This window comes from Flavobacterium pokkalii (assembly GCF_014596575.1).
GTDB lineage: Bacteria > Bacteroidota > Bacteroidia > Flavobacteriales > Flavobacteriaceae > Flavobacterium > Flavobacterium pokkalii.
This window is the reverse complement of sequence record NZ_NASZ01000015.1, coordinates 56,851-83,263: the sequence shown is the minus strand read 5'-3', so window position 1 is coordinate 83,263 and position 26,413 is coordinate 56,851. Positions and strand designations below refer to the sequence as shown.

Here is a 26,413-nt window from a genome sequence, read left to right as displayed (position 1 = left end):
GTTTATCCTTGATTTTATTGAATGATTATCTTCATAATTATTCAGCAGCTTCAGCAGTTGTATCAGTTTCAGCAGCCGGAGCTTCAGTAGCAGCAGCTTCTTCCGCTTTTTTAGCTTTACCACCACGACGGCTTTTTGCTTTTTTAACTTCTTTTTTACCTCCGTTGTAAATTTCGTTAAAATCTACTAATTCGATCATTGCCATATCAGCATTATCTCCTAAACGATTTCCAACTTTGATGATACGAGTGTATCCTCCCGGACGGTCACCAACTTTAGCAGCTACGTCTCTGAATAAATCAGTAACAGCATATTTGCTACGTAAGTTAGCAAAAACAATACGACGGTTGTGAGTCGTATCATTTTTAGATTTTGTTATAAGCGGCTCAACAAATTGTTTAAGTGCTTTTGCTTTAGCAACAGTAGTGTTAATACGTTTGTGCTCGATAAGAGAACAAGCCATATTAGCCAACATAGATTTTCTATGTGCAGTCTGTCTGCTTAAGTGATTGATTTTTTTTCCGTGTCTCATGACGTGTTTTTTTTATCCTCATCTTGCTCAATCCGCTTTGGAGAGCAAATTATGAAGCAGTTTTATTCTTTATCTAATTTGTATTTCGTTAAATCCATTCCGAAAGTCAAATTCTTCACAGCAACAAGCTCATCAAGTTCTGTTAAAGATTTTTTTCCGAAGTTACGGAACTTCATTAAGTCATTTTTATTGAACGATACTAAATCACCAAGTGTATCAACTTCAGCCGCTTTCAAACAATTTAAGGCTCTCACAGATAAATCCATATCAACAAGCTTAGTTTTAAGCAATTGTCTCATGTGTAATGATTCTTCATCATATGATTCTGTTTGTGCAATTTCATCAGCCTCAAGTGTAATTCTTTCGTCAGAGAACAACATGAAATGGTGAATAAGAACTTTAGCAGCTTCAGTAAGGGCATCTTTAGGATTAATAGAACCATCAGTTTTAATTTCGAAAACTAACTTTTCATAATCTGTTTTTTGCTCCACACGGAAGTTTTCAATAGCATATTTTACATTCTTTACCGGAGTAAAAATAGAATCTGTAAAAATGGTTCCAATTGCAGCATTTTGTTTTTTGTTCTCCTCAGCAGGAACATATCCTCTACCTTTTTCGATTGTTAAATCAAGGTTTAATTTGATTCTTGAATCTAAGTTACAGATAACCAATTCTGGATTTAAAACCTGGAAACCAGAAATAAATTTCTGAAAATCACCAGCTGTTAATTGATCTTTACCAGTTACTGAAATAGAAACTGATTCATTATCAATATCTTCAATTTGACGTTTGAAACGTACTTGTTTTAAATTAAGGATAATTTCGGTAACATCCTCGACAACTCCTGAAATAGTAGAAAACTCATGATCTACACCTTCTATGCGAACAGATGTAATTGCATAACCTTCCAATGCTGAAAGCAAAACTCTTCTAAGTGCATTACCAACAGTCAATCCATAACCAGGTTCTAAAGGTCTAAATTCGAATTTACCTTCAAAATCGGTTGAATCGATCATGATAACTTTATCGGGCTTTTGAAAATTAAATATTGCCATAAATTTCGACTAAGTCAATTATTATTTGTTGTACAACTCTACGATTAATTGTTCTTTAATGTTTTCTGGAATTTGGATTCTAGCAGGTACAGCTACGAAAGTACCTTCTTTAGTATCATTGTTCCAAGTAATCCATTCATAAACTTGACTTGAATTAGATAAAGAACGTTCGATTGCTTCTAAAGATTTAGATTTTTCACGAACAGCAACTTTATCACCAGGCTTAAGGTGGTAAGAAGGAATATTTACAACTTCTCCGTTTACAGTAATGTGTCTGTGAGAAACTAATTGTCTAGCACCTCTTCTAGATGGAGCAACACCCATTCTAAAAACAACATTATCTAATCTTGCTTCACATAATTGTAATAAAACCTCACCAGTAACTCCTTTAGTAGCTGATGCTTTTTTAAATAAACCTCTGAATTGTTTTTCTAAAATTCCGTAAGAATATTTAGCTTTTTGCTTTTCCATTAATTGGATAGCGTATTCAGATTTTTTACCTCTTTTTTTAGCCATTCCATGTTGACCAGGAGGGTAATTTCTTTTTTCGAAAGCTCTATCGTCTCCGAAAATTGCTTCGCCAAATTTACGAGCAATTCTAGTTTTAGGACCAGTATATCTTGCCATTTCTAATGAATTAATTAAGGTAGAGATTATGAATTCAGGTCTTATCCTTCGATAATCGTATTTCTACCTAGTTATACTTAAATTTAATATTAAACTCTACGTCTCTTTGGAGGACGACATCCGTTGTGTGGCATTGGAGTAACGTCGATAATTTCAGTTACTTCGATTCCACCGTTATGAATAGAACGAATAGCAGACTCACGTCCGTTACCTGGTCCTTTTACATAAACCTTAACTTTTTTCAATCCAGCCTCAAGAGCTACTTTACTACAATCTTCTGCGGCCATTTGAGCTGCATATGGAGTGTTCTTTTTAGAACCTCTAAAACCCATTTTACCAGCTGAAGACCAAGAAATAACTTCACCTTTTTTGTTAGTCAAAGAAATGATGATGTTATTGAAGGTAGCAGAAATATGAGCTTCTCCCGTTGATTCAACGATAACTTTACGTTTTTTTGTAGTTGCTTTAGCCATATTACTTATTATTTAGTTGCTTTTTTCTTGTTAGCAACAGTTTTTCTTTTACCTTTTCTAGTTCTAGAGTTGTTTTTAGTTCTTTGTCCTCTTAAAGGAAGACCAGATCTGTGACGGATTCCTCTGTAACAACCGATATCCATTAAACGTTTGATGTTTAAAGAAATCTCTGAACGCAATTCTCCTTCAATTTTGAAAGCTCCAACTGCCTCACGGATTGCTCCAATCTCGTCATCATTCCAATCTTGAACTTTTTTATCTTGGCTTACTTGAGCTCTTTCTAAAATCTCAATAGCTCTACTTTTTCCTAATCCGAAGATGTAGGTAAGTGCAATAACACCTCTCTTGTTTTTTGGGATATCTACCCCTGCTATTCTTGCCATAATTATCCTTGTCTTTGTTTAAATCTAGGATTCTTTTTGTTTATTACGTATAATCTTCCTTTTCTACGTACGATAATGCACTCGGCACTTCTCTTTTTTACTGATGCTCTTACTTTCATTGTGAATATCTTTAATATCTATAAGTAATTCTTGCTTTTGACAAATCGTAAGGACTCATTTCCAATTTCACTTTATCACCAGGTAATAATTTGATATAATGCATACGCATCTTTCCTGAAATATGAGCAATTACAACATGTCCATTCTCTAATTCTACACGGAACATAGCATTTGATAATGCTTCAATGATTGATCCGTCTTGTTCTATTGCTGATTGTTTTGCCATAAAATTAAGCTACTGCTTTTCTATTTTTTCCGCTTTTCATTAAACCATCATAATGTTTATTCAACAAGTATGAGTTGATTTGTTGAATTGTGTCAATTGCAACACCTACCATAATAATTAACGAGGTACCTCCAAAAAACATTGCCCAAGATTGTTGAACATCCATAAGACTTACAACTATGGCTGGGAACACAGCTATTAGAGCAAGAAATAAAGAACCTGGAAAAGTTATCAAAGACATCACTTTGTCAAGAAAATCAGAAGTTTCAGCACCTGGTCTTACTCCAGGAATAAAACCGCCGCTTCTCTTAAGATCATCTGACATTTTATTAGTAGGAACTGTAATCGCAGTATAAAAGTATGTAAACACAATAATTAAAAGTGCAAATACAAAATTATACCAGAAACCAAACATATTACTAAAAGCACCTACAATAGATTGTGAAGTATCAGATTTTGACAATCCTGCTAAAGCAGCAGGTATAAACATAATTGCTTGCGCAAAAATGATAGGCATAACCCCTGAAGCATTAAGTTTCAAAGGAATCCATTGTCTGTTTCCACCTAACATATCTTGTTCAAAATCTCCAGAAGCAGTACGACGAGCATACTGAACTGGAATTTTGCGAATAGCCATAGTTAACAATACACAAGCAATGATAACTAAAAGCCAAATAATAATTTCAACTACTAACAACATTGGCCCTCCGTTATTGTTAGTAACTCTAGTTGTAAATTCTTGAATAAAAGCCTGAGGAAATCTGGCAAGAATACCCACCATAATTAAAAGTGAAATACCATTTCCGATTCCTTTGTCAGTTATCTTTTCTCCCAACCACATGGCAAAAATAGTACCTGTAACTAAGATAATTACTGAAGAAAATAAGAATTCAAAAGAATTAAAACCTAATAAAAATGCACTACTTGGCAGCGTTCTGTAAAGATTATAAATATACGTAGGTCCTTGTACTAAAGTAATAACAATAGTTAACCAACGTGTAATTTGATTAATCTTTTTTCTACCACTTTCTCCATCACTTTGTAATTTTTGCAAATAAGGAATAGCAATTCCCATAAGCTGTACAACGATAGATGCAGAAATATAAGGCATAATTCCTAAAGCAAAAACTGACGCTTTAGAGAAAGCTCCTCCAGTAAACATATCTAAAATAGAACCAATACCTTTTTCAGTTTGGCCCGCTAAACTGTTTAATTGTGTAGCGTCAATTCCCGGAAGAGTAACGTGAGCTCCAAAACGATATACTAAAAGTAGTCCTAAAGTAATAAGGATTCTATTTTTTAGTTCCTCGATTTTCCAAACATTACTTAATGATTCAAAAAATTTCTTCATACTAATTGAAAAATTATAGTGTTACAGCTTCTCCACCAGCAGCCTCAATAGCAGCTTTTGCAGTAGCAGTAAATTTGTGAGCAGATACTTTTAATTTAGCTTTCAATTCTCCTCTTCCTAAAATCTTTACAATCTCATTTTTAGTAGCCAAACGGTTTTCAACATAAACTGCCATATCAACAGTATCGGTAACGATTCCGTTATCTACTAATAATTGCAGCGTATCAAGATTTACACCTTCGTATTCTTTACGATTGATGTTTTTAAAACCAAACTTAGGAACACGTCTTTGAAGTGGCATTTGACCTCCTTCAAAACCAATCTTTTTAGAATATCCAGAACGTGATTTAGCTCCTTTGTGTCCACGTGCAGCGGTACCACCTTTACCAGAACCTTCTCCTCTACCTACTCTTTTATTTTGATTGTGCGTTGACCCTTCAGCTGGTTGTAAGTTACTTAAATTCATAACAGTATTTGTTATTTAGCTTCTTCAACAGAAACTAAGTGTTTAACTTTGTTTATCATCCCAAGGATTGCAGGGTTTGAGTCATGCTCTACAACCTGACCCATTTTACGTAGACCTAAAGCCTCTAATCCTCTTTTTTGATCAAGTGGACAGTTGATTTTACTTCTAACTTGTTTTACTAATAATTTAGCCATAATTTCCTTGAATTAACCTTTAAAAACTTTCTCTAAAGAAACACCTCTTTGTTTTGCAACTGTGTGCGCACTTCTCATTTGTAATAAAGCATCAAAAGTTGCTTTTACTACGTTATGAGGATTTGATGATCCCTGAGATTTAGACAATACATCGTGAATACCTACTGACTCAAGAACTGAACGAACAGCTCCACCAGCAATAACTCCTGTACCATGAGACGCAGGAATTAAGAATACACGTGCACCACCAAATTTACCTTTTTGTTCGTGAGGAACCGATTGACCATTCAAAGGAATTCTAACTAAATTTTTCTTAGCATCTTCTACCGCTTTAGCGATTGCTTCAGAAACATCTTTAGATTTTCCTAATCCGTGTCCAACAACTCCGTTTTCATCACCTACAACTACAATAGCAGAAAAACCAAAAGCTCTACCTCCTTTTGTAACCTTAGTAACACGATTAACACTTACCAGACGATCTTTTAATTCAAGACCACTTGGTTTTACTAATTCTACATTTTTGTATTTAGACATAATATATTAGAATTTAAGTCCAGCGGCTCTTGCGCCATCTGCTAATGATTTTATACGACCGTGGTATAAGTAACCTCCTCTATCGAATTTTACTGTTTCTACCCCAGCTTTTAACGCTTTCTCTGCAACAAGCTTTCCAACTGCAGCTGCAACTTCAACGTTTGTACCTTTACCTATTTCTTTTTCTCTTGAAGAGGCAGATAATAAAGTAACTCCGTTTACATCATCAATAATTTGAGCATAAATTTCTTTGTTACTTCTAAATACAGATAATCTTGGAGCAGCAGCAGTACCGCTAACTGTTTTTCTGATTCTGTATTTAATACGCTGTCTTCTTTCCGATTTTGTTAATGACATAATCTTATTTTTTAAGCTGATTTACCTGCTTTTCTTCTTAATACTTCACCTACAAATTTAACACCTTTTCCTTTGTATGGTTCTGGTCTACGGAAACCTCTGATTTTCGCAGCAACAGCTCCTAAAAGTTGTTTGTCATAAGATGTTAATTTTACAATTGGGTTCTTACCTTTTTCAGATATAGTTTCAACAGTTACTTCCGGAGCAACCTCTAAAACAATATTGTGAGAAAATCCAAGAGCTAAATCTAATTTTTGTCCTTGGTTAGAAGCTCTGTAACCTACCCCTACCAATTCTAAAGATTTAGTGAATCCATCAGTTACACCAACAATCATATTATTGATTAAAGATCTGTACAAACCATGTTTTGCTCTTTGATCTTTGTGATCAGATGATCTTTCTACTAAAACTTGATCACCTTCAACTTTTACAGTTACATCCGAAAACTCCTGTGTTAGTTGACCATTTTTTCCTTTTACTGTAATGATACCGTCTTTAACTTCTACAGTTACTCCAGCAGGGATTACAATTGGACTTTTTCCTATTCTTGACATCTTAATAAGTCTTTTTAAATTAGTATACGTAGCAAATTACTTCACCACCTACATTTAATTGCTTAGCTTTCTTTCCAGTCATCAAACCTTTTGATGTAGAAACAATAGCAATACCTAATCCGTTAAGGATTCTAGGAATGTTTGCAGAACTTGAATATTTACGCAAACCTGGCTTACTAATTCTTTGGATATCTTTAATAACTGGCTCTTTAGTATCTTTATCGTACTTCAAAGCAATTTTGATAGAACCTTGAACAGTGTTCTCTTCAAATTTGTAACTTAAGATATAACCTTGATCAAATAAGATCTTAGTTATCTCTTTTTTTAGATTAGATGCCGGAATTTCAACAACTTTGTGGTTTGCAGCCACAGCGTTTCTAACTCGCGTTAAATAATCTGCAATAGGATCTGTATTCATATTTATTAATTTGCGGTTATGGTTTTCTCCGAGTCTCTCTCATCGAACCTTTAACCAATTAAAATTCAATTTGTTACCAGCTTGCTTTTTTAACTCCTGGTATCAATCCATTATTAGCCATTTCACGGAAAGTTACACGTGAAATACCGAATTGACGCATGTACCCTCTTGGTCTTCCTGTTAATTTACAACGATTGTGTAAACGAACTGGTGAAGCATTTTTTGGTAATTTTTGCAAACCTACGAAATCGCCAGCTTCTATCAAAGCTTTTCTTTTCTCAGCATACTTTTCTACCGTTTTTTGTCTCTTAACCTCGCGGGCTTTCATTGATTCTTTAGCCATGTCTTAATTCTTTTTAAAAGGTAAACCTAATTCAGCCAATAATGACTTTGCTTCTTTATCTGTTTGAGCAGTAGTAACAAAAGTGATATCCATTCCTGAAATCTTGTTCACTTTGTCAATATCAATTTCTGGGAAAATGATTTGCTCTAAAACTCCAAGATTGTAGTTTCCTCTTCCATCAAAACCAGTAGCTTTGATACCGTTAAAATCTCTTACACGTGGTAAAGCTGAAGTAATCAATCTATCTAAGAACTCATACATTCTTTCTCCACGCAAAGTAACTTTTGCTCCAATAGGCATTCCTTTTCTCAATTTGAAAGAAGCAACGTCTTTCTTAGAGATTGTAGAAACTGCTTTTTGTCCAGTGATCTTAGTTAATTCATCAACTGCATAGTCGATTAATTTTTTGTCAGATACAGCTGCACCAACTCCACGGCTCAAAACGATTTTTTCCAATTTAGGAACTTGCATTACGTTTTTATAACCGAATTCTTCTGTAAGAGCAGAGATTACTCTGTTCTTATACTCCTCTTTTAATCTAGGTATATACGCCATTACTATAGTACTTGATTAGATTTTTTTGAAAATCTTACTTTCTTATCTCCTTCAACTCTTACACCTACTCTTGTTGTTTCCTTAGTTTTAGGATCAATTAAAGAGATGTTAGAAATTTGGATAGGAGCTTCTTTCTTAACGATTCCTCCTTGAGGATTTTTAGCACTTGGTTTCGTGTGTTTAGAAACCAAGTTTACACCTTCTACAATCGCTTTGTTATTCTCACGGTTAACACTTAGAACTTTACCTTCAGCACCTTTATGGTCTCCAGCGATTACTCTAACGATGTCACCTGATTTTATTTTTAGCTTTATCATCTTATAACGAATTAAAGCACTTCTGGTGCTAATGATACAATTTTCATGAATTGTTTTTCACGAAGTTCTCTTGCTACCGGACCAAAAACACGAGTTCCTCTCATTTCTCCTGCTGCATTCAAAAGAACACAAGCATTATCATCGAAACGGATGTAAGAACCATCAGCTCTTCTCACTTCTTTTTTGGTACGTACAACAACTGCAGTTGAAACAGCTCCTTTTTTTACGTTTCCGTTTGGAGTTGAATCTTTAATAGATACTACAATCTTATCACCAACAGAGGCATATCTTCTTTTAGTACCTCCTAAAACACGGATAGTTAAAACTTCTTTAGCTCCAGTGTTATCTGCTACTTTTAGTCTTGATTCTTGTTGTACCATAATTATTTAGCTCTTTCTAGGATTTCAACTAATCTCCAACATTTTGATTTACTTAAAGGACGCGTTTCGCTAATTCTTACAGTATCTCCAATGTTACAGTCGTTTGTTTCGTCATGTGCAACAAATTTCTTTGTTTTCAATACGAACTTTCCGTATAATGGGTGTTTTACTCTCGTTACTTGAGAAACAACAATAGATTTATCCATTTTGTTTGAAGTAACAACCCCAATTCTTTCTTTTCTTAAATTTCTTTTTTCCATCTTTCGCAGATTACAAATTATTGCAACTCTCTTTTAGTAAGCTCTGTAGCTAATCTAGCAATTGATCTTCTCAATACTCTAATTTGTAATGGATTCTCAATTGGAGATATAGCGTGAGCTAATTTTAGGTTAGCATAAGCTTTCTTAGCTTGGCTAAGATTCTCTTGCAACTGTGCTGCAGAAAGACCTTTTATTTCTGATTGTTTCATAATAATATAAAATTATGCTTCGAAATCTCTAGCAACAACAAATTTAGTTTTAACTGGTAGTTTTTGAGCTGCAAGACGTAAAGCCTCTTTTGCTACTGATAATGGAACTCCACCAACTTCAAACATAATTCTTCCAGGTTTAACAACAGCAGCCCAGTATTCTACGGCTCCTTTTCCTTTACCCATACGTACCTCTAGAGGTTTCTTTGTGATTGGTTTATCTGGAAATATTTTAATCCATAATTGTCCCTCTCTCTTCATGTAACGAGTAGCTGCGATACGAGCCGCCTCGATTTGACGTGAAGTAAGAAACGCACCATCTTCGTGAACAGATTTAATACCAAACATTCCGTTTGAAAGTTCATGCCCTCTTTGAGCATTCCCTTTCATTCTACCTTTTTGTACCTTACGGTATTTTGTTCTTTTAGGCTGTAACATTTTTCTTTAATTTAAAAATTACTTTCTTTTACGAGCGTCTGATTTACCACCTTTTGAAAAGTTAGATTTTCCACGAGGAGCATCACCACCTTTACCACCAGATTGTTTTTTATCCATTCCAGCTAGAGGAGATAATTCTCTCTTTCCGTAAACCTCACCTTTCATGATCCACACTTTGATACCCATTCTACCATAAGTAGTATGTGCTTCAGCAAGTGCATAATCAATATCAGCTCTGAAAGTTGACAAAGGAATTCTTCCTTCTTTGAAACCTTCAGAACGTGCCATCTCAGCACCATTCAAACGACCAGAAATCAAAACTTTGATACCTTCAGCGTTCATACGCATAGAAGCAGCAATAGCCATTTTGATTGCACGTCTGTAAGAAATACGGCTTTCGATTTGACGAGCGATGCTTGTTGCAACTAAATAAGCATCTAACTCAGGTCTTTTAATTTCAAAGATGTTGATTTGAACCTCTTTGTCAGTAATTTTCTTAAGCTCCTCTTTCAACTTGTCTACCTCTTGACCTCCTTTACCAATGATGATACCTGGACGAGCCGTAGTGATAGTAACGGTTACAAGTTTTAAAGTTCTCTCGATAATTACTTTAGATACACTAGCTTTTGATAAACGAGCATGAACATACTTTCTGATTTTGTGATCTTCGGCTAATTTATCACCGTAATCATTTCCACCATACCAGTTTGAGTCCCATCCTCTGATGATACCAAGTCTATTTCCAATTGGATTTGTCTTTTGTCCCATCTTGTTATTAATTTGCTTGTGTGTTATTAATAGCTCCTAACACGATTGTTACGTGATTAGAACGTTTTCTGATTCTGTGTGCACGACCTTGTGGAGCCGGACGAAGTCTTTTCAACATCATTCCACCATCTACTCTGATCTCTTTAACAAATAATCCAGCTTCTTCTAAACTAGCTTCACTATTTTTTTGCTCCCAGTTGTTGATTGCAGATAATAATAGTTTTTCTAATTTTCTTGACGCTTCTTTAGAGCTGAATTTCAAAATGTTAAGTGCTTTTTCTACCTTCTGACCTCTTACCAAGTCCGCTACTAAGCGCATTTTTCTAGGTGAAGTAGGGCAGTTATTCAATTTTGCGAAAGCAATAGACTTATTAGCCTCTTTTCTCGCATCTGCTGTTTCTCTTTTACGAACTCCCATTGCTTCTTTTATTTTTTACCTTTATTTTTTGCTCCAGCATGACCTCTAAAAGATCTAGTTGGTGAAAATTCTCCTAATTTATGTCCTACCATGTTTTCAGTTACGTAAACAGGTACAAATTGACGACCGTTATGAACTGCGATAGTTTGCCCAACAAAGTCAGGAGTAATCATAGAAGCTCTAGACCAAGTCTTTACCACTCCTTTGTTTCCACCTGCGATGTTTTCTTCAACTTTCTTCTCTAATTTATAATGAACGAAAGGTCCTTTTTTTAATGAACGTGCCATATCTTAATTATTTCTTTCTACGTTCTACGATATACTTATTACTCGGATTTTTCGGAGAACGAGTTCTATAACCTTTAGCTGGTACTCCATTTCTTGAACGTGGATGTCCTCCAGAAGAACGACCTTCACCACCTCCCATTGGGTGATCAACAGGGTTCATCGCTACTGGTCTTGTTCTTGGTCTTCTACCTAACCATCTTGTTCTACCTGCTTTACCAGATACTACTAACTGATGATCAGAGTTAGATACTGCTCCAATTGTAGCTGAACAAGTCAACAAGATTAATCTTGTTTCTCCAGAAGGCATTTTAATTGTAGCATATTTTCCGTCTCTTGCCATTAATTGAGCAAATGTACCAGCTGAACGAGCAATAACAGCTCCCTGACCTGGACGTAACTCAATACAAGAGATTACAGTTCCTAAAGGAATTCTGCTCAATGGCAAAGTGTTGCCAATTTCAGGTTGAGCTTCAGCACCAGAAACTAATTTCTGACCTACTTTCAATCCATTTTGAGCAATTACGTATGTTTTTTCTCCATCAGCATAAGCTAATAAAGCAATAAAAGCAGTTCTGTTTGGATCGTACTCGATTGATTTCACTGTAGCTGGAATTCCATCTTTAGTTCTTTTGAAATCAATAATACGATATCTCTGCTTGTGACCACCACCCGTGTAACGCATGGTCATCTTTCCTTGACTATTTCTACCTCCAGAGTTTTTTATCGGCGCTATCAAAGAGCGTTCCGGCTTATCAGTTGTAATGGCGTCATAACCATTCACAACTCTAAATCGCTGACCTGCGGTAATAGGTTTTAATTTTCTTACTGACATTGTTATATCTTAGATATTGTTGTAAAAATCAATTGTTTCTCCTTCTTGTACTTGAACAATTGCTTTTTTATAAGCATTTGTCTTTCCACTGATTAAACCACTTTTAGTGTATTTTGTAGTTCTATCCGGTCTTACATTAATTGTGTTAACACTCACAACGTTTACTCCGTAAGCAGCCTCAACAGCTTTCTTAATTTCAACTTTGTTAGCTTTTTTGTCAACTACAAATCCAAAACGGTTTAAAACTTCACTTTCTTTGGTTATTTTTTCCGTTACTATAGGTTTAATTATGATACTCATATCCTATTATTTACTTAAATTTTCTTCAATTACTTCCAAAGAACTCTCTAAAAGCACTAAATTATTTGCATTCAAAATAGCATAAGTGCTTAATTCTGAATTATTTACAACATTAGAAGCTTTTAAATTGCGTGACGACAAATATACATTTTTATTGGTATCACCCAACACAAATAATGATTTTTTATTTTCTAACTCTAAAGCTTTCAAAACGTTAATGAAATTTTTAGTGCTTGGAGTTTCAAAATTAAAGTCTTCAAGAACAATAATGTTCGATTCTTTTGCCTTGATAGAAAACGCAGACTTTCTAGCCAAACGTTTCAAGCTCTTATTCAATTTAAACGAATAACTTCTTGGTCTAGGCCCAAAAATAGTACCTCCACCTTTAAAAACAGGTGATTTAGCAGATCCCGCACGAGCAGTACCAGTACCTTTTTGTTTTTTAATCTTACGTGTACTTCCGGCAACTTCAGCTCTTTCTTTAGCTTTATGAGTTCCTTGTCTTTGATTAGCAAGATATTGCTTTACATCAAGATATACCGCGTGATTGTTAGGCTCAATTGCGAATACTGAATCAGAAAGTTGCACTTTTCTTCCAGTATCTTTTCCGTTGATATCTAATACTTTTACTTCCATTACTTCTGAATGATTACATAAGAGTCTTTATGCCCAGGAACACATCCTTTAACAACAAGTAGGTTTTTATCAGCCACTACTTTTAAAACTCTAAGGTTTTGAACTTTTACATTTTCTCCTCCTGTTCTTCCAGCCATACGCATTCCTTTGAATACTCTAGATGGATAAGAAGAAGCCCCTACAGAACCTGGTGCTCTCAAACGGTTATGTTGACCATGTGTCGCTTGTCCAACACCACCAAATCCGTGACGTTTAACAACACCTTGAAAACCTTTACCTTTAGAGACACCTTGCACATCCACAAATTCTCCTTCTTCAAAAATAGAAACATCAATAAGATCCCCTAATTTTTGTTCAGTTGCAAATTCTTTGAATTCAACGACTTTTTTCTTAGCAACAGTTCCTGCTTTTTTAAAGTGACCTAAAGCCGCTTTAGTGGAATGTTTCTCGTTTTTGTCATCGAAACCAAGTTGCAACGCTTCATACCCGTCAACCTCGTTGGTTCTGACTTGGGTAACAACACATGGACCTGCCTCAATAACAGTACAAGGAATATTCTTCCCGTTCTCATCAAAAAGACTAGTCATGCCGATTTTTCTACCAATTAACCCAGACATAAATATTAATTATTAATTATTAAATATAAAAACAGAACACATTCGTTTAAGTGAGCTGTTTTTAAAAGTGGTGCAAAAGTATAACTTATTTACACACAATCCAAAAAAACTTTTCACTTAAACGAAGTGCTCTAATTTACTCTTGAAAAAAAACTTAAACTTTGATTTCTACTTCAACTCCACTAGGCAATTCTAATTTCATTAAAGCATCGATAGTTTTAGATGAAGATGAATAAATATCAATTAATCTCTTATATGACATTACTTCAAATTGCTCTCTGGCTTTTTTATTTACGTGCGGAGAACGCAATACTGTAAATAATTTTTTGTGAGTTGGCAAAGGAATTGGCCCTGTTACCACTGCTCCGGTAGTCTTAACCGTTTTTACAATCTTTTCAGCAGACTTATCTACCAACATATGATCGTAAGATTTTAATTTTATTCTGATTTTTTGACTCATTTTCTTAAAGATTAAGCGTTTCCTTTTGCTTTTTTGATTACTTCTTCTGAAATATTAGAAGGTGTTTCTGCATAGTGAGAGAACTCCATTGTAGAAGTTGCTCTTCCTGAAGACAATGTTCTTAATGTAGTTACATAACCAAACATTTCTGATAAAGGCACATCAGCTTTAATAGTTTTAGCACCATTTCTATCACCCATATCATTAACCTGACCTCTACGACGGTTGATATCACCTACGATATCCCCCATGTTTTCTTCAGGAGTAATAACTTCCATTTTCATGATTGGCTCAAGAATAATAGCTCCAGCAGCTTTAGCAACTTCTTTATAACCCATTCTTGCAGCTAATTCAAAAGAAAGAGCATCAGAATCCACTGGGTGATAAGAACCATCCAATAAAGTTACCTTCAAACTATCTACTTGGTATCCAGCTAATGGACCCGTTTTCATAGCTTCTCTAAATCCTTTTTCAACAGCAGGGATATATTCCTTAGGAACGTTACCACCTTTAACTTCGTTAACAAATTGTAATCCAACAAATGGTTTACCATCAACTTCATCAGCAGGCTCCACTCTAAATACGATATCACCGAATTTACCACGACCTCCAGATTGTTTCTTATAAACCTCTCTATGTTGAGCAGTTTTTGTAAACGCTTCTTTGTATTCTACCTGAGGTTCACCTTGATTTACCTCAACTTTAAATTCACGTTTCATACGATCCACCAAGATATCCAAGTGCAACTCTCCCATTCCCGAGATAATTGTTTGACCTGAAGCCTCGTCAGTTCTTACTGTAAACGTTGGATCCTCCTCAGCTAATTTAGCTAAAGCCATACCCATTTTATCCACATCCGCTTTAGTTTTTGGCTCAATAGCAATACCAATTACCGGCGCAGGGAATTTCATAGATTCAAGAATAATTGGGTGCTTTTCATCACACAATGTATCTCCAGTTTTAATATCTTTAAATCCTACAGCAGCTCCAATATCTCCAGCCTCAATATATTCGATTGGATTTTGTTTATTAGCATGCATTTGGTAGATACGAGAAATACGCTCTTTATTACCTGAACGAGTATTCAAAACATAAGAACCAGCCTCTAATCTTCCCGAATAAGCACGGAAGAAAGCCAAACGACCTACGAATGGATCAGTAGCAATCTTAAATGCTAAAGCAGCGAACGGCTCTTTTACATCAGGACGACGTAAAATTTGCGTTTGATCTTCCTCTAATAAATCAGCATCATCAGGATGAATTCCACTGATACCTTCTTTATCCATTGGAGATGGCAAATATTTACAAACTGCATCTAACATAAATTGAACCCCTTTATTTTTGAAAGAAGAACCAGCAAGCATTGGAATGATCGCCATATCAATTGTAGCAGCTCTTAAAGCATTGTTAATTTCCTCCTCCGTGATTGAGTTCTCATCTTCCATGTACTTATCCAAAAGATTTTCATCATAAGTAGCAATTTCTTCGATAAGAATAGAACGATAATGCTTCACATCATCCACCATATCAGCAGGAATATCAACGATATCAAAAGTAGCCCCTTGAGTTTCATCATGCCATACAATAGCCTGATTTTTAACTAAGTCAACAATACCTTTAAAATCAGCTTCATCACCAATAGGCAAAGTAATAGCAACCGCATTCGATTTCAACATATCTTTAACCTGTTGACAAACTCCTAAGAAGTTAGACCCCTGACGGTCCATTTTATTTACGAATCCCATACGAGGAACTCTGTACTGATCAGCAAGTCTCCAGTTAGTTTCCGATTGAGGTTCAACACCATCAACAGCAGAAAACAAGAAAACCAACCCATCCAATACACGTAAAGAACGGTTTACCTCAACAGTAAAGTCAACGTGCCCAGGAGTATCAATAATATTAAAGTGATATGGTTTTGAATCTGGCAACAATCTACCTTGCTCAGTTGGGAAATTCCACTCACAAGTTGTAGCAGCAGAAGTAATTGTAATACCTCTCTCTTGCTCTTGTGCCATCCAGTCCATTGTTGCAGCACCATCGTGCACCTCACCAATTTTATGTGATTTACCTGTATAAAAAAGAATACGCTCCGTTGTTGTTGTTTTACCAGCATCAATGTGAGCCGCAATTCCTATATTTCTTGTATATTTTAAGTCTCTAGCCATTTCCTATGAATTAAAATCTAAAATGAGAGAAAGCTTTATTAGCTTCTGCCATTTTGTGAGTATCCATTCTTTTCTTAACAGCTGCTCCTTCTTCTTTAGCTGCTGCTAAACATTCAGAAGCCAATCTTTGCGCCATAGACTTTTCATTTCTTCTTCTAGCATAAAGGATTAACCATTTCATTGCCATAGAAATTTTTCTGTCTGGTCGAATTTGCATTGGAATTTGGAACGTAGCACCACCAACACGACGACTACGCACTTCTACGTGAGGCATAACGTTAGTTAAAGCATCTTTCCAAATTTCTAATGAAGTTTTCTCGTCATTTTGCTTTTTAGTTTCAATGATATCAATAGCATCATAAAAAACTTTAAAAGCAGTAGATTTCTTACCATCCCACATTAAGTTGTTCACGAAACGCGTTACCAGTTGGTCATTAAACCTTGGATCTGGTAAAAGAGGTCTTTTTTTAGCCTGTCTTTTTCTCATGTCTTTTTTTTAATAAAAAGTTACGGGTTATCTGTTAAATGCCAGTGTTACAGATTCCGACATTCATCTTCATCTCAACACCTAACTCCTAACCTCAAACTCTTAACGTTTTAAATTACTTTTTTGCTTCTTTTGGGCGTTTAGCACCATACTTAGATCTTCTTTGCGTTCTTCCGGCAACACCTGATGTATCAAGCGCACCACGAACGATGTGGTATCTAACTCCTGGTAAATCTTTTACCCTTCCACCCCTAACTAATACTATCGAGTGCTCTTGTAGATTGTGACCTTCTCCAGGAATGTAAGCATTCACCTCATTACCATTAGTCAAACGCACACGAGCAACTTTACGCATCGCTGAGTTTGGTTTTTTTGGTGTAGTAGTGTAAACACGCGTACAAACTCCTCTTCGTTGAGGGCAAGAATCTAAAGCAACCGATTTACTCTTCTTAGTTATCTGAGTTCTTCCTGTTCTTACTAATTGTTGAATTGTTGGCATAATTAATACTAAAAATTATTATGTAAATTATAAATCCCGCTTTTTACGGGGTTGCAAATGTATAAATAATTTTCAACTCTACAAATGTTAATTCATTAATTTTCAATTTAATATTTTCTACAATTTAAGCACACAAAAAACCAAAACCACCAATAATAACATTTTTTAATTTTTTTGTGAAAAAAATACGTTTTAAGATTAGGTTATTTAACAAGAATTTAAGATTTTTGCTATAAAGAACCCAAAACCTACAATCAATGAAACCAAAACTCAATGCATTTCTATCATTGCTACTCGCTTTGATATTCCAACTTTCTTACTCTCAGGAAAGAAACGTAAGCGGAACTGTATTAGACAAGACAGGCTTTCCCTTACCCGGTGTCAGTGTTTTAGTAAAAGGCACTCAACTAGGCACCCAAACCGATTTAGACGGAAAATTCAATATCAAAGCTTCCGCATCGCAAACACTCATCTTTAGCTATATTGGCATGAAGACTCAGGAGAAACTAGCCTCCTCTACGACAATTTCAATAACACTTTTAGAAGATGCTGTAGAACTGGAAGGGGTAGTTGTTACTGCTCTTGGTATTAAAAGACAGAAAAAGGCCTTAGGTTACGCCTCCACAACAGTCAACAAAGACCAGATTACCAATGTAGTAACCAACAACCCTTTTGAAAGTTTATCAGGAAAAGTTGCCGGTGTAGACATTAGCGCACCTGTCCAACCAGGCTCATCTACTAAAGTGATTATCAGAGGGATTGGCTCAATAACCGGCACCAACCAACCTCTTTATGTAATTGACGGTACACCTATAAACAATTCAGCAAGTGGAGAAACCAGCATCAACAGATCTTATGATGCTGGATCAGGGATTAACGACATAGACCCTAATAATATAGAAACAATAACATTCTTAAAAGGAGCTGCCGCAACGGCTTTGTATGGTTCCAGAGCCGGTCGAGGTGCTATAATTATCACAACAAAAAAAGGCAAAGAGAATCAATCCAAAATCAATATTGATTTCTCTACATCTTTAGAACTTAGCGAAGTTGCAAGAATTCCGCACTTTCAAAATTCATACGGACAAGGATGGAGTGGACTTGGGTATTCTCAACTACCTACAGGACCAGGGTCAAGCAATGAAAATGGATCATGGGGCCCTGCTTTTAACGGAGAAATCAGACCATGGGGAACTATCTACAACAACTCTCAACAAATAAAACCTTATGTTGCATTGAAAGACAACATGAAAGATTTTTACAAAACAGGTATTTTAAACTCAAACAATATTAATATAAGTCAAGGCGGTGAATCATCAGATTTCTCCTTAGGGTTTACCCGGTTAAAAAGTGACGGTGTTATACCAACTTCTGCTGATGCTTACTTAAAAAACACACTAACATTTAACGGTGGAGTTAAAAATAAAAAAGGTGCTATTCGACTAAGTTTCACTTACTCTAATAAAGATCAAAAAGCAATTAATACAGGACAAAGTGATAGTGCCGGTGAAGGCGACACATTTATTCCTGAATTATTATCAGTACCTAGAGACATCAGTATAGTAGATTTAGAAGATTACAAAAACAATCCTTTTAACACTCCTAGTTATTACTACACACCTTATCAATCCAACCCTTATTGGCCATTAAAAGAAAATTCAACTAAAATATTAGGAAATAATATTTTTGGTAACACCAACTTTAGCTATAAAATTACTGAGCATCTAAATGCAGTTTATCAAATTGGTGGAAACTACAGAGTAGAAAATATAAAAAGCCATGGGGCTATAGTAAATTTTGAAGAAGGCTCCCCACAGGATTTAGCTGAAACATTAGAAATTGCTGGTGGGGTTACTGAAACTAGAATCGAAAGAAGTGAATTTGATACTTTTTTTAATTTAAATTACGACAGAGAAATCACAGATAAACTCAAATTAAACCTATTGGTAGGTTTAAACTACAACCAAAGAGAATCGAATCTTTTGGAAACCCTCATAACCGGATTAGGTGTCCCAAATTTCTACGAATTAAGCAATTCTGCTAACCGACCAGAAGTTACACAAGCTAACACCTTAAGAAGATATTTCGGTATATATTCTCAGGCAGAGTTAAACTATATCGACAAATTTTTCCTAACTTTAAGCGGTCGAAAAGACAAATCTTCCACACTCCCAATAAATAACAATTCTTATTTCTATCCTGCTGTTTCGGCAAGTGGAATCGTTATAGATACCGATAATACATTCTTAAAACTTCGTGGATCTTTTTCTAAAGTTGCAAACGATACAGACCCTTATCAAACAGAATTGTCTTTCATAAGCGGTAGTGCAGATGCGAATTTTGGAGATATATTATCCCCTATCGGAGGAGTTAGCTTTTTTGAAGCTTCTGGAATTTTAGGAAATCCAAATTTAAAACCAGAACAAACCAGCGAAATAGAATTTGGAGCAGAAGCGAATCTTTTAAATAGAAGAATAACCTTAGACGCCAGTGTTTACAAAAGAAAAACAAAAGATTTGATTGTCAAGGTTCCTTTAGATCCTTCTACAGGATATACAACAAAAGCACTTAACATAGGAGATGTAGAAAACAAAGGTATCGAAGTCGCTCTTGGAGTAAAACTTATTAAAGAAGCTGATTTCTCTTGGGATATTAACTACACTTTTACAAAAAACCTAAACAAAGTAACAAAAGTCTTAGATGACCGTAGGATAGATTTCGGTCCCTTTTCATCCGGAATAACTTTCTCAGCAGCAAAAGGACAACCCATTGGATCTTATTATGGATTAGTCCCTAAAAAGAATGAATCAGGACAATATATAGCTGATGAAAACACTGGTCTCTATATCCCTAGTGATGATGTCCAATTATTAGGTAATGGACAAAGAAAGTTCATAATGGGACTACAAAACACACTTAAATACAAAAACATCAGTTTGTCATTTGCACTTGACTGGAAACAAGGAGGTAAAATGTACTCCGAGACTAAAAACCAAACGTACTGGACAGGAAATGCAATAGAAACTACATATAACGACAGAAATACATTCATAATTCCTAACTCTGTTATACAGACTGGTGACAACACTTACGAAGAAAACACAACCCCGGTTGCATTAGAAGACTTATACACCTACTACAGTGACAATTATAATCCGGCCACACAAGGCAATTTCTTAATAGATAAAACTTTTATCAGACTTAGAGATCTCAGCTTGTATTATGACATTAAAAAAGACTTTATAAGCAAAATTGGCTTATCAAAATTCTCTATAGGAGTATATGGCAGGAATCTATTCTTATGGACTCCTAACAACAACTCATACGTAGATCCCGAAACAACAACATTCGGAAATGATTTACTAAGTGAGTTTGGTGAATTTGCAGCAACTCCATCACAAAGATCCTATGGAGGAGTAATTAAATTATCATTCTAAAAAAGCAACACATGAAAAATATATTAATTTTAACCTTAACACTATTAATTTTGTCAGGCTGTTCCGATGACAAATTTGATATAAATAGAAACCCTGATAATTTAAGTCCCGGAAGCATTACGCTCCCAGTAGAACTTCCAGCTGGAATAGCTGGAATTGTAGGGGCTCAAGGAGCCTACTACTCTCTTTTTGGTGGATTTTGGTCTCAATACTTCACTCAAAGTAACACTGCCTCTCAATACAATAAAATAGATGCTTATTCAGTTGGAACAAATGACTACAATTCCGGATGGACAGCTATGTATGATGCTTTAGGAGATATTAGGAATGTAAAAAAAATGGCCGAATCTCAGGAAAACTGGAACTATTACCTAATAGCAGTCTCATTAGAAGTACATGCTTCACAAATAATGACTGACTTTTATGGAAGCATACCTTATTCTCAAGCCAATAATTCTGAAATTTTAGAACCTGCTTTTGATACGGGGCAGGAAGTTTATAATTTAATGATTACAAGCCTAAAGGACGCTCTTTCAAAAAATCTTTCCACTTCTAAAGGAATTTTACCATCAACAGATGATTTTATCTTCAATGGTAATATGGACAGATGGAAAGAATTCGCAAACACCTTACTGCTAAAGCTATACATGAGACAAACAAAAGTCAACCCTACATTAGCAGAAACAGAAATTAAGAATCTGATTAATTCAGGTGCAACTTTCCTTTCTTCAGATGCTGCAATGACTCAATTTGAAGATGCACCAAACAGAAGTAATCCCCTTTACGAAACCGACAGACGAAAATTAAACGTTGGATCTAATTTAAGAGCAAGTACCACTACATTGTCTTTCCTAAACAAAAACAACGACACAAGACGGAGTTATTTTTATGGAGCAGGAAATGCATTATATCAAGGAGATTTTAACAATACAGACATAGCCGCTTCTTCTATTGCCATTGTAACTTTAAAACCAACCGATCCGGTTTATCTTATAAGTACCTCAGAAAGTTTATTCCTCCAAGCTGAAGCTTTAGAACGTTATTTTAATGGGGTTGGAGCAAAAGATAAATACGATGCAGGTGTATTAGCAGCCTTCCAAAAATTTTCTTTAGACGGAGCAACATTTATAGCTTCAGGAGGGAAATATGAATACCCATCAGGTACAATGGATGAAAATTTAAAGTCCATTATGACACAAAAATGGTTATCCGGTTTCCCTGCTAACGGCTTTGAAGCCTTCTTCGACCAAAACAGGACAGGTTATCCTAAAATTTCAGATGTAGAACAATCTGATCCAGAATATGTACCCGGTGAATTAGCCTATTCTATTGAAGGAACCACAGGAGGACTTTTTCCTAAAAGAATAGTATATCCAGATATAGTAAAAACTAGAAACAGAAATACTCCAACATTAGAAAAAATAACCACACCCGTATGGTGGGCAAATTAAAATATATTATGAAAAAGATAATTTTAACTATACTATTCACATTTGGATTTCTTATTTCCTGTGAATCAGACTCAACTTCAAATGTATCAAAAGTCACCAACTATGCACAAATCTCGCTTAACGGAGAAAGTCTTGTTATACTCACTCAAGGAGACACATATACCGAAGAAGGAGGAACAGCCATGGAAGGCGAAACGGAAATAGATTTAAACATTAGCGGGACAGTTAACACTGCTATCCCTAATGTCTACAAAATAACTTATTCCGCGGTAAATATTGATGGCTTTCCTGCTACTAAAACCAGAACCGTAATTGTTCTTAGCTCTGCGCCTAGCGCAATAAATCTAGAAGGAACTTTTGCTCGTAACAATACAAACATTAACATTGTAACTCGTCTTTCGGATCGTAAATACATGTGTGATAACGCAGCAGGTTACACAACGGACGATGAAAACAATTTAAAAATGATTTTTTACAACATTGACGACACTAAAGTATATGCTCCATATCAGGAAAATGCTTCTGACACAGGCATATCAGCAGAAAGCAATGTAGGAACAATTGAAGATGCAGACAACTTTAGTTGGGTAATTTATGCTTCATCATTTTATGGAACAGCCACAAGAATATTCATTAGAAAATAAAAAACACTATTATTATGAAAGTCCTAAATATAAAAACCCTTCTACTAATACTATCTATCTCCTCTTCTCTCGTTTCCTGCGATGAAGGAGGAAATCCAGATGCTGGAGGAACAAAAACAAAAAATTTTGCCGGTGATTGGCACATTATAGCACTTGAACCAGATGGAGAAACACCAGCCTATGGAGGAGATTATAACCTTTTCTCAACATACAATGCATCTTCCAATGACGAAAATTTCTGGATTGATGATCATGACAGTTGGATGGAAATTAAAACCAAAGTTCAAGCCACAGATTTCAAAAACTTAACTTTTTCAGGACAACCAGATTCTGATGAACTATATACAGGAGAAACTGTTACAGTTACAAATGGTAAAATAATGAAAGCAGCAGCACATTCTTTTGGTGGTCATGTAGTTGACAGTATTTATTTCGAAGCTGAGTTTAGTTGGGATCCTGGAATTGTATACAAATTTGCAGGTCATAAAAGAACAGGTTTCTTAGAAGACGAATTGCCTTAAAATTGATATCTAACAAAAAAACCATCCTTCACAAGAGGATGGTTTTTTTTATATATTTGCGCCATGGAAAAAGAACAGCAAATATTCGGGATTAGAGCTATAATTGAAGCAATTCAATCTGGAGCAAGTATTGACAAAGTGTACATTCAAAAAGAAGCCACTGGCGATTTAATGAAGGAACTGATGAAAGCAATGAAAAAAGCCAATATCAATTTTTCTTACGTGCCTGTTGAAAAACTAAACAAACTTACTCCAAACAACCATCAGGGGGCTGTGGCGTCCATCTCTCCTATTTCGTTTTTCGATTTAGAAACTTTGACAGAAACTATCCTTGAAAACGGCAAAAAACCATTGTTTTTGATTTTAGACCAAATTTCAGATGCACGAAATTTTGGTGCTATTATCCGTACTGCTGAATGCACGGGAGTTGACGGAATTATCATCCAAAAATCAGGTGCGGCACCTGTAAATGGAGATACCGTTAAAACATCAGCCGGGGCTGTTTTCAATATTCCAATTTGCAAAGTAGAACATATCAAAGACGCAATCTTTCTTTTACAAGCACACGGAATTAAAACCGTTGCAGCAACTGAAAAGACTGAAGACACACTTTACAATATCGATTTCAAAGAAGCTGTAGCCATCATTATGGGTTCAGAAGATAAAGGAATTAATCCGTCTGTTTTGAAAATTGTAGATGAAAGAGCCAAACTTCCTATGTTTGGAACAATTGGATCTCTAAATGTTTCTGTAGCCTGTGGAGCCTTTTTATACGAAGCAGTAAGACAAAGAAGCTAGGGGACTTTTTATTTAAGAATAAACAAAAAACGAATTAAGACTCCGGTTTTGATTCGTTTTTTTCATTAGTAACAACCTCATAATTCACCTCCTGGCTTGAAATGTAGTAGTTCGAAAAACCATTAAATTCATCTTCTTCTTCAATTTTAGAAGGATTTACAAAATTCCCGTTTTCATCAAAACGCTGCATAAATTTATCATCCGCCGGATTATAATCAGGCATTTCCCAATCGTATTTTGGCACTTTCTTAAATTCCGGAGTTTGATAATAAAGCGCCAAAAACAACCCGGTAATTAATCCGGCTAAATGCCCTTCCCAGGAAACCTTGTCATCTATTTTTGGAAAAACGTACCAAATCATACCTCCGTACATCATAATTACCGTAAGTGACAACGCTACTAAACGATAGTATTTGGTAAAAATCCCTTTGAAAAAAATAAAAGAAAACAACACATAAATCAATCCGCTGGCGCCAATATGATAACTATCTCTCCCAATTATCCACGTAATAATTCCCGAAAATAAAACGCCATAAACAATTACTTTTAAGGATAATTTAGAATAAAAAAATTGCAAGGCAGCCAATAAAACCAAAAGCGGAATAGAATTATTATACAAATGATTCAAATCGGAATGAACAAACGGACTAAAAACAACTCCTTGCAAACCTGATAACGTACGCGGAAAGATTCCATTTTCAATAAAATCAAAATCAAATCGAATTTGAATCCAATACACAAACCACAGGAACAACACAAAAAAAAGGGGAAGTCCTATAACCGCATTCGTAAATTTGAAATTTTTATCCATGTTATCTTTTAAGAAAATCAAAGCAATTATAAAACCAATTCCAATATAATGCTATTTTGTCATATTTAAAAAGAAAGAAAAACAGAAAACAGAGAATAGAAAACAGAGATGTCCCTTCAAATAAAAATAGTAATTTTACGGCATGGAAGCACCTTTAGCAGAACGCATACGCCCGCAAAAATTAGATGAATATATCAGTCAGTTGCATTTGGTTGGCCCAAATGGCTCATTGACGCAACAAATTGCCAAAGGAATTATTCCTTCTTTAATTTTTTGGGGGCCTCCCGGAACCGGAAAAACCACTTTAGCACAGATTATTGCGCAGGAATCACAACGTCCTTTTTTTGTTTTAAGCGCCATCAATTCGGGAGTTAAAGACATTCGGGAAGTTATTGATAAAGCCAAGCAAAGCGGCGGACTTTTTACTGCCAAAAATCCGATTTTATTTATCGATGAGATTCATCGCTTTAGCAAATCGCAACAGGATTCGCTATTAGCTGCCGTTGAAAAAGGTTGGATAACGTTGGTAGGCGCTACAACCGAAAATCCAAGTTTCGAAGTGATTCCGGCTTTATTATCGCGTTGTCAGGTTTACATTCTTAATGCATTTACCAAAACAGATTTAATTGCACTTTTGGAACGTGCCATGAAAACTGATGTTTACCTAAAAGATAAAAACATCCAACTCAAAGAAACCGAAGCCTTACTGCGACTTTCGGGCGGCGACGGACGCAAACTGTTGAATATTTTCGAATTAGTTATCAATGCATCTGCTGCAGAAGAAATTATCATTACCAATAATCGCGTTTTAGAATTAGTACAGCAAAACACGGTGTTGTATGACAAAACAGGCGAACAACATTATGACATTATTTCGGCTTTTATCAAATCCATCCGTGGAAGCGATCCAAATGGAGCTGTATATTGGCTGGCACGAATGATTGAAGGCGGCGAAGATGTAAAATTTATCGCCCGAAGATTGCTTATTTCGGCCAGTGAAGACATTGGAAATGCCAATCCAACAGCTTTAATTATGGCCAATAATACCTTTCAGGCAGTAACTACCATTGGTTATCCTGAAAGCCGAATTCTGCTCAGTCAATGCGCCATTTATCTCGCGACTTCTCCAAAAAGTAATGCTTCTTATATGGCTATCAATACGGCGCAACAAATTGTAAAACAAACCGGCGATTTGTCGGTTCCAATTCATTTGCGCAACGCACCAACCAAATTAATGAAAGAATTGGGTTATGGCGAAGAATACAAATATTCACACGATTACGCCAATAATTTTGCCGAACAGGAATATTTGCCTGAAGAAATAAAAAATACAGCTATCTATGTCCCCGGAAATAATTCCAGAGAAAATTCTACCAGAGAATTTCTCAAAAACCGTTGGAAAGATAAATATGGTTATTGAAGAAGTTGGAAGCAGGGAGTTAGAAGTTAAAAGTTTAAAAAAAATCAGATTCCAGACTAGATGAGTA

General features: G+C 35.5%; 39 protein-coding genes. 6 read left to right on the top strand and 33 right to left on the bottom strand.

Going from position 1 to position 26,413, the window contains the following annotated elements:
• Positions 1-37: 37 nt before the first annotated feature.
• From rplQ to rpsL, 32 genes are all read right to left on the bottom strand, one after another.
• Entirely contained in the window at positions 38-532 is a 495-nt protein-coding gene (rplQ, locus tag B6A10_RS10545) for a 50S ribosomal protein L17 (RefSeq protein WP_188220848.1), read from the bottom strand.
• Between the two features lie 62 nt (positions 533-594).
• Entirely contained in the window at positions 595-1,587 is a 993-nt protein-coding gene (locus B6A10_RS10540) for a DNA-directed RNA polymerase subunit alpha (protein ID WP_055090690.1), read from the bottom strand.
• A gap of 21 nt (positions 1,588-1,608) precedes the next feature.
• Positions 1,609-2,214 carry a 30S ribosomal protein S4 gene (rpsD, locus tag B6A10_RS10535; RefSeq protein ID WP_055090688.1) on the bottom strand — a complete coding sequence of 202 codons (606 nt, stop codon included), beginning with the start codon at positions 2,212-2,214 and terminating at the stop codon, positions 1,609-1,611.
• Between the two features lie 89 nt (positions 2,215-2,303).
• Positions 2,304-2,687 carry a 30S ribosomal protein S11 gene (rpsK, locus tag B6A10_RS10530; protein ID WP_026714629.1) on the bottom strand — a complete coding sequence of 128 codons (384 nt, stop codon included), beginning with the start codon at positions 2,685-2,687 and terminating at the stop codon, positions 2,304-2,306.
• A gap of 8 nt (positions 2,688-2,695) precedes the next feature.
• Positions 2,696-3,070 carry a 30S ribosomal protein S13 gene (rpsM, locus tag B6A10_RS10525; protein ID WP_188220847.1) on the bottom strand — a complete coding sequence of 125 codons (375 nt, stop codon included), beginning with the start codon at positions 3,068-3,070 and terminating at the stop codon, positions 2,696-2,698.
• Positions 3,071-3,072: 2 nt separating this feature from the next.
• Positions 3,073-3,189 carry a type B 50S ribosomal protein L36 gene (gene ykgO / locus B6A10_RS10520; RefSeq protein ID WP_002987490.1) on the bottom strand — a complete coding sequence of 39 codons (117 nt, stop codon included), beginning with the start codon at positions 3,187-3,189 and terminating at the stop codon, positions 3,073-3,075.
• Between the two features lie 11 nt (positions 3,190-3,200).
• Positions 3,201-3,416: a translation initiation factor IF-1 gene (gene infA, locus B6A10_RS10515; RefSeq protein WP_026714631.1), complete on the bottom strand. Its 216-nt coding sequence runs from the start codon at positions 3,414-3,416 to the stop codon at positions 3,201-3,203.
• 4 nt (positions 3,417-3,420) lie between these two features.
• Entirely contained in the window at positions 3,421-4,767 is a 1,347-nt protein-coding gene (gene secY / locus B6A10_RS10510; RefSeq protein WP_026714632.1) for a preprotein translocase subunit SecY, read from the bottom strand.
• 13 nt (positions 4,768-4,780) lie between these two features.
• Positions 4,781-5,233, bottom strand: coding sequence for a 50S ribosomal protein L15 (rplO, locus tag B6A10_RS10505; RefSeq protein WP_026714633.1), 453 nt, complete (start codon positions 5,231-5,233; stop codon positions 4,781-4,783).
• 11 nt (positions 5,234-5,244) lie between these two features.
• Positions 5,245-5,427 (bottom strand): 50S ribosomal protein L30, encoded by a 183-nt coding sequence (gene rpmD / locus B6A10_RS10500; RefSeq protein ID WP_026707002.1) that lies wholly within the window; start codon positions 5,425-5,427, stop codon positions 5,245-5,247.
• 12 nt (positions 5,428-5,439) lie between these two features.
• Positions 5,440-5,964, bottom strand: a complete 525-nt coding sequence (gene rpsE, locus B6A10_RS10495; RefSeq protein ID WP_085949269.1) for a 30S ribosomal protein S5 — start codon at positions 5,962-5,964, stop codon at positions 5,440-5,442.
• Between the two features lie 3 nt (positions 5,965-5,967).
• A complete protein-coding gene (gene rplR / locus B6A10_RS10490; RefSeq protein ID WP_055090687.1) occupies positions 5,968-6,318 on the bottom strand; it encodes a 50S ribosomal protein L18 in 351 nt (116 codons plus the stop codon).
• Positions 6,319-6,329: 11 nt separating this feature from the next.
• Positions 6,330-6,872, bottom strand: a complete 543-nt coding sequence (rplF, locus tag B6A10_RS10485) for a 50S ribosomal protein L6 (RefSeq protein WP_026714635.1) — start codon at positions 6,870-6,872, stop codon at positions 6,330-6,332.
• 19 nt (positions 6,873-6,891) lie between these two features.
• The gene (rpsH, locus tag B6A10_RS10480) at positions 6,892-7,290 is read right to left on the bottom strand and encodes a 30S ribosomal protein S8 (RefSeq protein ID WP_026714636.1); all 399 of its coding nucleotides are present in this window, start codon (positions 7,288-7,290) and stop codon (positions 6,892-6,894) included.
• A gap of 73 nt (positions 7,291-7,363) precedes the next feature.
• A complete protein-coding gene (gene rpsN, locus B6A10_RS10475; RefSeq protein ID WP_026714637.1) occupies positions 7,364-7,633 on the bottom strand; it encodes a 30S ribosomal protein S14 in 270 nt (89 codons plus the stop codon).
• Positions 7,634-7,636: 3 nt separating this feature from the next.
• Positions 7,637-8,188: a 50S ribosomal protein L5 gene (gene rplE / locus B6A10_RS10470; RefSeq protein WP_026714638.1), complete on the bottom strand. Its 552-nt coding sequence runs from the start codon at positions 8,186-8,188 to the stop codon at positions 7,637-7,639.
• 2 nt (positions 8,189-8,190) lie between these two features.
• Positions 8,191-8,505 (bottom strand): 50S ribosomal protein L24, encoded by a 315-nt coding sequence (gene rplX / locus B6A10_RS10465; protein WP_026714639.1) that lies wholly within the window; start codon positions 8,503-8,505, stop codon positions 8,191-8,193.
• Between the two features lie 11 nt (positions 8,506-8,516).
• Positions 8,517-8,885, bottom strand: coding sequence for a 50S ribosomal protein L14 (gene rplN / locus B6A10_RS10460; protein ID WP_026714640.1), 369 nt, complete (start codon positions 8,883-8,885; stop codon positions 8,517-8,519).
• 2 nt (positions 8,886-8,887) lie between these two features.
• Complete coding sequence (rpsQ, locus tag B6A10_RS10455) at positions 8,888-9,145, bottom strand: 30S ribosomal protein S17 (protein WP_026714641.1); 258 nt, start codon at positions 9,143-9,145, stop codon at positions 8,888-8,890.
• A 17-nt stretch (positions 9,146-9,162) separates the two neighbouring features.
• Entirely contained in the window at positions 9,163-9,354 is a 192-nt protein-coding gene (rpmC, locus tag B6A10_RS10450; RefSeq protein WP_026714642.1) for a 50S ribosomal protein L29, read from the bottom strand.
• A 12-nt stretch (positions 9,355-9,366) separates the two neighbouring features.
• Positions 9,367-9,792, bottom strand: coding sequence for a 50S ribosomal protein L16 (gene rplP, locus B6A10_RS10445; RefSeq protein WP_026714643.1), 426 nt, complete (start codon positions 9,790-9,792; stop codon positions 9,367-9,369).
• Between the two features lie 18 nt (positions 9,793-9,810).
• Positions 9,811-10,560 (bottom strand): 30S ribosomal protein S3, encoded by a 750-nt coding sequence (gene rpsC / locus B6A10_RS10440; RefSeq protein WP_026714644.1) that lies wholly within the window; start codon positions 10,558-10,560, stop codon positions 9,811-9,813.
• A 7-nt stretch (positions 10,561-10,567) separates the two neighbouring features.
• Positions 10,568-10,978 carry a 50S ribosomal protein L22 gene (gene rplV / locus B6A10_RS10435; protein ID WP_026714645.1) on the bottom strand — a complete coding sequence of 137 codons (411 nt, stop codon included), beginning with the start codon at positions 10,976-10,978 and terminating at the stop codon, positions 10,568-10,570.
• A gap of 8 nt (positions 10,979-10,986) precedes the next feature.
• Positions 10,987-11,265, bottom strand: a complete 279-nt coding sequence (gene rpsS, locus B6A10_RS10430) for a 30S ribosomal protein S19 (RefSeq protein WP_024981511.1) — start codon at positions 11,263-11,265, stop codon at positions 10,987-10,989.
• 7 nt (positions 11,266-11,272) lie between these two features.
• Positions 11,273-12,097, bottom strand: a complete 825-nt coding sequence (gene rplB, locus B6A10_RS10425; RefSeq protein ID WP_026714646.1) for a 50S ribosomal protein L2 — start codon at positions 12,095-12,097, stop codon at positions 11,273-11,275.
• A 9-nt stretch (positions 12,098-12,106) separates the two neighbouring features.
• Positions 12,107-12,397: a 50S ribosomal protein L23 gene (gene rplW / locus B6A10_RS10420; protein ID WP_026714647.1), complete on the bottom strand. Its 291-nt coding sequence runs from the start codon at positions 12,395-12,397 to the stop codon at positions 12,107-12,109.
• Positions 12,398-12,403: 6 nt separating this feature from the next.
• Positions 12,404-13,033: a 50S ribosomal protein L4 gene (gene rplD, locus B6A10_RS10415; protein WP_026714648.1), complete on the bottom strand. Its 630-nt coding sequence runs from the start codon at positions 13,031-13,033 to the stop codon at positions 12,404-12,406.
• Positions 13,033-13,650: a 50S ribosomal protein L3 gene (rplC, locus tag B6A10_RS10410; RefSeq protein WP_026714649.1), complete on the bottom strand. Its 618-nt coding sequence runs from the start codon at positions 13,648-13,650 to the stop codon at positions 13,033-13,035. Before rplC ends, rplD begins: the two co-directional genes overlap by 1 nt.
• Positions 13,651-13,804: 154 nt before the next feature.
• Positions 13,805-14,110 carry a 30S ribosomal protein S10 gene (gene rpsJ / locus B6A10_RS10405; RefSeq protein WP_007803605.1) on the bottom strand — a complete coding sequence of 102 codons (306 nt, stop codon included), beginning with the start codon at positions 14,108-14,110 and terminating at the stop codon, positions 13,805-13,807.
• Between the two features lie 11 nt (positions 14,111-14,121).
• Positions 14,122-16,278 carry an elongation factor G gene (fusA, locus tag B6A10_RS10400; protein ID WP_026714650.1) on the bottom strand — a complete coding sequence of 719 codons (2,157 nt, stop codon included), beginning with the start codon at positions 16,276-16,278 and terminating at the stop codon, positions 14,122-14,124.
• 10 nt (positions 16,279-16,288) lie between these two features.
• Complete coding sequence (rpsG, locus tag B6A10_RS10395; RefSeq protein ID WP_026714651.1) at positions 16,289-16,765, bottom strand: 30S ribosomal protein S7; 477 nt, start codon at positions 16,763-16,765, stop codon at positions 16,289-16,291.
• A gap of 115 nt (positions 16,766-16,880) precedes the next feature.
• A complete protein-coding gene (rpsL, locus tag B6A10_RS10390; protein WP_007136570.1) occupies positions 16,881-17,264 on the bottom strand; it encodes a 30S ribosomal protein S12 in 384 nt (127 codons plus the stop codon).
• 257 nt (positions 17,265-17,521) lie between these two features.
• On the opposite strand from rpsL, the gene B6A10_RS10385 reads away from it, so the two are divergent.
• The 5 genes from B6A10_RS10385 (at position 17,522) to rlmB (ending at position 24,115) form a co-directional block, all read left to right on the top strand.
• Positions 17,522-20,701, top strand: coding sequence for a SusC/RagA family TonB-linked outer membrane protein (locus B6A10_RS10385; protein ID WP_188220846.1), 3,180 nt, complete (start codon positions 17,522-17,524; stop codon positions 20,699-20,701).
• 11 nt (positions 20,702-20,712) lie between these two features.
• On the top strand, positions 20,713-22,152 hold the full coding sequence (locus tag B6A10_RS10380) for a SusD/RagB family nutrient-binding outer membrane lipoprotein (protein WP_188220845.1): 1,440 nt from the start codon (positions 20,713-20,715) through the stop codon (positions 22,150-22,152).
• A gap of 8 nt (positions 22,153-22,160) precedes the next feature.
• On the top strand, positions 22,161-22,796 hold the full coding sequence (locus B6A10_RS10375) for an immunoglobulin-like domain-containing protein (RefSeq protein WP_188220844.1): 636 nt from the start codon (positions 22,161-22,163) through the stop codon (positions 22,794-22,796).
• A 14-nt stretch (positions 22,797-22,810) separates the two neighbouring features.
• Positions 22,811-23,317: a lipid-binding protein gene (locus tag B6A10_RS10370; RefSeq protein WP_188220843.1), complete on the top strand. Its 507-nt coding sequence runs from the start codon at positions 22,811-22,813 to the stop codon at positions 23,315-23,317.
• Positions 23,318-23,380: 63 nt separating this feature from the next.
• On the top strand, positions 23,381-24,115 hold the full coding sequence (rlmB, locus tag B6A10_RS10365) for a 23S rRNA (guanosine(2251)-2'-O)-methyltransferase RlmB (protein WP_188220842.1): 735 nt from the start codon (positions 23,381-23,383) through the stop codon (positions 24,113-24,115).
• Positions 24,116-24,149: 34 nt separating this feature from the next.
• Here rlmB and B6A10_RS10360 read toward each other — a convergent pair whose 3' ends face one another.
• Positions 24,150-24,926, bottom strand: a complete 777-nt coding sequence (locus B6A10_RS10360) for a rhomboid family intramembrane serine protease (RefSeq protein ID WP_188220841.1) — start codon at positions 24,924-24,926, stop codon at positions 24,150-24,152.
• A gap of 142 nt (positions 24,927-25,068) precedes the next feature.
• Here B6A10_RS10360 and B6A10_RS10355 point away from each other — a divergent pair, with 142 nt between their 5' ends.
• Positions 25,069-26,346, top strand: a complete 1,278-nt coding sequence (locus tag B6A10_RS10355) for a replication-associated recombination protein A (RefSeq protein WP_188220840.1) — start codon at positions 25,069-25,071, stop codon at positions 26,344-26,346.
• Positions 26,347-26,413 lie beyond the last annotated feature (67 nt).

Excerpts from the sequence above, each read along its gene's own strand:
- secY (WP_026714632.1), bottom strand. The coding sequence starts at position 4,767 with ATGAAGAAATTTTTTGAATCATTAAGTAATGTTTGGAAAATCGAGGAA.
- B6A10_RS10540 (WP_055090690.1), bottom strand. The coding sequence starts at position 1,587 with ATGGCAATATTTAATTTTCAAAAGCCCGATAAAGTTATCATGATCGAT.
- rpsD (WP_055090688.1), bottom strand. The coding sequence starts at position 2,214 with ATGGCAAGATATACTGGTCCTAAAACTAGAATTGCTCGTAAATTTGGC.
- B6A10_RS10380 (WP_188220845.1), top strand. The coding sequence starts at position 20,713 with ATGAAAAATATATTAATTTTAACCTTAACACTATTAATTTTGTCAGGC.
- rpsM (WP_188220847.1), bottom strand. The coding sequence starts at position 3,070 with ATGGCAAGAATAGCAGGGGTAGATATCCCAAAAAACAAGAGAGGTGTT.
- infA (WP_026714631.1), bottom strand. The coding sequence starts at position 3,416 with ATGGCAAAACAATCAGCAATAGAACAAGACGGATCAATCATTGAAGCA.
- rpsH (WP_026714636.1), bottom strand. The coding sequence starts at position 7,290 with ATGAATACAGATCCTATTGCAGATTATTTAACGCGAGTTAGAAACGCT.
- B6A10_RS10385 (WP_188220846.1), top strand. The coding sequence starts at position 17,522 with ATGAAACCAAAACTCAATGCATTTCTATCATTGCTACTCGCTTTGATA.
- rplC (WP_026714649.1), bottom strand. The coding sequence starts at position 13,650 with ATGTCTGGGTTAATTGGTAGAAAAATCGGCATGACTAGTCTTTTTGAT.
- rplF (WP_026714635.1), bottom strand. The coding sequence starts at position 6,872 with ATGTCAAGAATAGGAAAAAGTCCAATTGTAATCCCTGCTGGAGTAACT.
- rpsC (WP_026714644.1), bottom strand. The coding sequence starts at position 10,560 with ATGGGACAAAAGACAAATCCAATTGGAAATAGACTTGGTATCATCAGA.
- rpsL (WP_007136570.1), bottom strand. The coding sequence starts at position 17,264 with ATGCCAACAATTCAACAATTAGTAAGAACAGGAAGAACTCAGATAACT.
- rplV (WP_026714645.1), bottom strand. The coding sequence starts at position 10,978 with ATGGGAGTTCGTAAAAGAGAAACAGCAGATGCGAGAAAAGAGGCTAAT.
- B6A10_RS10375 (WP_188220844.1), top strand. The coding sequence starts at position 22,161 with ATGAAAAAGATAATTTTAACTATACTATTCACATTTGGATTTCTTATT.
- rpmD (WP_026707002.1), bottom strand. The coding sequence starts at position 5,427 with ATGGCTAAATTATTAGTAAAACAAGTTAGAAGTAAAATCAACTGTCCA.
- rpsG (WP_026714651.1), bottom strand. The coding sequence starts at position 16,765 with ATGAGAAAAAGACAGGCTAAAAAAAGACCTCTTTTACCAGATCCAAGG.
- B6A10_RS10360 (WP_188220841.1), bottom strand. The coding sequence starts at position 24,926 with ATGGATAAAAATTTCAAATTTACGAATGCGGTTATAGGACTTCCCCTT.
- rplE (WP_026714638.1), bottom strand. The coding sequence starts at position 8,188 with ATGGCGTATATACCTAGATTAAAAGAGGAGTATAAGAACAGAGTAATC.
- rplN (WP_026714640.1), bottom strand. The coding sequence starts at position 8,885 with ATGGTACAACAAGAATCAAGACTAAAAGTAGCAGATAACACTGGAGCT.
- rpsS (WP_024981511.1), bottom strand. The coding sequence starts at position 11,265 with ATGGCACGTTCATTAAAAAAAGGACCTTTCGTTCATTATAAATTAGAG.
- rpmC (WP_026714642.1), bottom strand. The coding sequence starts at position 9,354 with ATGAAACAATCAGAAATAAAAGGTCTTTCTGCAGCACAGTTGCAAGAG.
- rplD (WP_026714648.1), bottom strand. The coding sequence starts at position 13,033 with ATGGAAGTAAAAGTATTAGATATCAACGGAAAAGATACTGGAAGAAAA.
- B6A10_RS10370 (WP_188220843.1), top strand. The coding sequence starts at position 22,811 with ATGAAAGTCCTAAATATAAAAACCCTTCTACTAATACTATCTATCTCC.
- rpsN (WP_026714637.1), bottom strand. The coding sequence starts at position 7,633 with ATGGCTAAAGAATCAATGAAAGCCCGCGAGGTTAAGAGACAAAAAACG.
- rlmB (WP_188220842.1), top strand. The coding sequence starts at position 23,381 with ATGGAAAAAGAACAGCAAATATTCGGGATTAGAGCTATAATTGAAGCA.
- rplQ (WP_188220848.1), bottom strand. The coding sequence starts at position 532 with ATGAGACACGGAAAAAAAATCAATCACTTAAGCAGACAGACTGCACAT.
- rplP (WP_026714643.1), bottom strand. The coding sequence starts at position 9,792 with ATGTTACAGCCTAAAAGAACAAAATACCGTAAGGTACAAAAAGGTAGA.
- rplW (WP_026714647.1), bottom strand. The coding sequence starts at position 12,397 with ATGAGTATCATAATTAAACCTATAGTAACGGAAAAAATAACCAAAGAA.
- rpsJ (WP_007803605.1), bottom strand. The coding sequence starts at position 14,110 with ATGAGTCAAAAAATCAGAATAAAATTAAAATCTTACGATCATATGTTG.
- rplO (WP_026714633.1), bottom strand. The coding sequence starts at position 5,233 with ATGAATTTAAGTAACTTACAACCAGCTGAAGGGTCAACGCACAATCAA.
- rpsQ (WP_026714641.1), bottom strand. The coding sequence starts at position 9,145 with ATGGAAAAAAGAAATTTAAGAAAAGAAAGAATTGGGGTTGTTACTTCA.
- rplR (WP_055090687.1), bottom strand. The coding sequence starts at position 6,318 with ATGTCATTAACAAAATCGGAAAGAAGACAGCGTATTAAATACAGAATC.
- rpsK (WP_026714629.1), bottom strand. The coding sequence starts at position 2,687 with ATGGCTAAAGCAACTACAAAAAAACGTAAAGTTATCGTTGAATCAACG.
- B6A10_RS10355 (WP_188220840.1), top strand. The coding sequence starts at position 25,069 with ATGGAAGCACCTTTAGCAGAACGCATACGCCCGCAAAAATTAGATGAA.
- rplX (WP_026714639.1), bottom strand. The coding sequence starts at position 8,505 with ATGATAAAGCTAAAAATAAAATCAGGTGACATCGTTAGAGTAATCGCT.
- ykgO (WP_002987490.1), bottom strand. The coding sequence starts at position 3,189 with ATGAAAGTAAGAGCATCAGTAAAAAAGAGAAGTGCCGAGTGCATTATC.
- fusA (WP_026714650.1), bottom strand. The coding sequence starts at position 16,278 with ATGGCTAGAGACTTAAAATATACAAGAAATATAGGAATTGCGGCTCAC.
- rplB (WP_026714646.1), bottom strand. The coding sequence starts at position 12,097 with ATGTCAGTAAGAAAATTAAAACCTATTACCGCAGGTCAGCGATTTAGA.